Below are 2,594 nucleotides of genomic sequence, written 5' to 3'. Positions count from 1 at the left end.
CCCTCGACGGCTTGGCCGCCCCGGCGCCGCTCGCCGGACAGGTCCGCAGCGCGCTGATCTGGCGGTCGGGAAGCCAGATCGTCGCGCAACTCGTCCAGTGGAGCGCCACCTTCCTGGTGATCCGCATCCTTGCGCCCGCCGATTACGGGCTGTTCGCGATGTGCCAGGTGATCCTGACCTTCATGGCGATGCTCAACGGCTATGGCCTGGCGAGCGGGCTGATCCAGCAGGCGACGATCAGCCGCCACGAGGTGCGCCAGCTCTTCGGCATGCTGATCCTGCTCAACGCGACGCTGGCCACAGCGCAGCTGGTGCTCGCGCCGCTCGCCGCGGCCTATTACCGCCAGCCGGTCGTCGCCGACATGCTGCGCGTCCAGGCGCTGCTCTATCTCACCACGCCGTTCATCGCCGTGCCCTATGCGCTGCTGTCACGCGCGATGGATTTTCGCCATCAGGCCAAGGCGAACATCACCGCCTCGATCGCCTCGGCGAGCACCGCGCTCGGCGGCGCGCTCTACGGACTGGGAGTATGGACGCTCGTCATCGCCCCGCTCGTGCTGTTCGCGGTCCGCGGTACGATGATGACGTGGAGCGCGCGGTCGCTGGTCTGGCCGAGCTTCGACTTTCGCGGCGCGGGCCGGATCGCGCGCTATGGCGGGGTGATGGCGGCGAGCCAGCTCTTCTGGTTCCTGCAGAGCCAGGCCGATGTGTTCATCGCCGGGCGCCGGTTCTCGCCGCACATGCTCGGCATCTACACGACCAGCCTGTTCCTCACGCAGATCTTCGTCAGCAAGTTCGTGCCGCCGCTCAACGAAGTCGCCTTTTCCGCCTATGCGCGGATGCAGGCGGATCCCGACGCGATCGGACGGGCGTTCGTCAAGGGCGTGCGGCTGGTGATGATCGTCGCCATGCCCTTCTATCTCGGGCTCGCGGTCACCGCCGAGCCGCTGGTGCTGACCGTGCTCGGCGAGAAATGGGTCGAGACCGCACCGATCGTCCGGCTGCTCGCGCTGGCGATGCCGTTCATGACGCTCCAGGTGCTGCTGACCCCCGCCTCCGATGTGCGCGGGCGACCGGGTATCGGCGTGCGCAACGGCGCGACCGGCGCGGCGATCCTCGGCACCGCGTTCCTGATCGGGGTTGAGTGGGGGCCGACCGGGCTCGGCCTCGCCTGGATCGCGGCCTATCCCCTCTATTTCGCGATCAGTGCGTGGCGGAGCCTGCCGGTGATCGGCGTCCCCGCACGTGCGGTCGCCTGCGCGGTCGCGTCGCCCGCGCTGGCCGCGATCGCGATGGCGCTCGCGGTCTGGCTGGTCGATCAGCGCCTGCCAGTGCTCGATCCGGTCTGGCGACTCGCGGTGCTGCTCGCGGTCGGCGGCGTAGTCTATGCGGGCGGGATGCTCGCCTTCGCGCGCGCGGCGCTGGGCGAGCTCGTCGCAGTGCTGCGCAAACGCCCCGTTACGCCCTGACCGGGTCCGCGGGTCAGGCGGACTGGATATAGGCGCGCATCGCCGCGGCATCCGCCTCGATCCGGTCGATCCGGAATTTGACGAGATCGCCGATCGAGACGAAGCCGACGAGCTGATCATGGTCGATCACGGGCAGATGCCGGATCCGCCGCTGAGTCATCAGCGACAGCGCGCCGATCACCGATTCGGTCGGCGCGACCGATTTGACCGCGCGCGCATCACGTCGCCGATCCGCTGCGTCAGCGCGCCCGCGCCCTTGGCCTGCAGGCAATGGATCACGTCGCGCTCGGAAAATATCCCGACCACGCGGCCGTCGTCGAGCACCGGCGCCGCGCCGATCCGCTGTTCCGCGAGCATCGCCACCGCGTCCGCGACGCTCGCATCGGGGTGCAACGACAGCACCATGTCCGCGCGCGTGCCGTCACCGGTCCGCCGCTTCGTCTCGAGGATCGTCGCGATCGTCATCTCCGCCTCTCCTTGTCGCGTCTCCATGCGCGTGGCTTGAGAAAACCATGTTTGCGCGGCAATGAAAAGCGATGACCGATCCTTCTGCCGAGACACCGACCGGACTCGACGATCCTCACTATGCCGCGTTCGCCTGGGGCCGGTTCCGGACGATCATGGCGTGGATGATTCTGGCGGCAGCGATCTGCGCCGCGGGCGTCATCGTCGCGATGGCGCATCTTCAGGGGGGCGCTGCACCTCGTGACGATGCTCGCGATTCTCGGTGGGGTCGGCGGATCGGTGATCATGGCCGGGCTGTTGATGGGGCTCGTCTTCCTGAGTTCGGGCAGCGGCCATGACGAGGACGTGACTCGGATCGACTAGCCGTCCGGGCGATGCGCGCGGCCGCGGGATGAAACGAAAAAAGGCCGATACCGCAGCGTCGCGGTACCGGCCTTTTTCGATTTTGCCGTCTGGCGCGACGGTCAGCCCGCCTCGACCTCGTCGGTGGCGACGCGGACGCGACGGCGACGCGGCTTTTCCGCAGCTGCGCCGTCCGCCGAAGCGTCGGTAGCTGGTGCGGGTGCCGAGGCCGAGATGCCGAGCGATGGCGGCAGCGGTCTGCGTCGAACGCCGCGGGTGCGGCATCGTCCGTGGCGACCGGCGCGTCGAGACTGCGGG

General features: G+C 68.8%; 2 protein-coding genes and 1 pseudogene. 1 reads left to right on the top strand and 2 read right to left on the bottom strand.

Features of this window, described 5'->3' with window-relative positions; translation table 11 throughout:
* Window positions 1–11: 11 nt before the first annotated feature.
* Window positions 12–1,469 (top strand): lipopolysaccharide biosynthesis protein, encoded by a 1,458-nt coding sequence (locus tag NI18_RS17920; RefSeq protein ID WP_037531929.1) that lies wholly within the window; start codon window positions 12–14, stop codon window positions 1,467–1,469.
* 13 nt (window positions 1,470–1,482) lie between these two features.
* Here the strand turns inward: NI18_RS17920 and NI18_RS17915 are convergent.
* Window positions 1,483–1,934, bottom strand: a pseudogene (locus tag NI18_RS17915) (CBS domain-containing protein).
* A gap of 464 nt (window positions 1,935–2,398) precedes the next feature.
* On the bottom strand, window positions 2,399–2,594 hold a 196-nt coding region (locus tag NI18_RS25895; RefSeq protein ID WP_198527065.1), incomplete at its 5' end, for a hypothetical protein.

The organism is Sphingomonas sp. Ant20 (genome assembly GCF_000783375.1).
Lineage (GTDB): Bacteria > Pseudomonadota > Alphaproteobacteria > Sphingomonadales > Sphingomonadaceae > Sphingomonas > Sphingomonas aerolata.
This window is presented reverse-complemented; position numbering and strand designations above follow the sequence as displayed.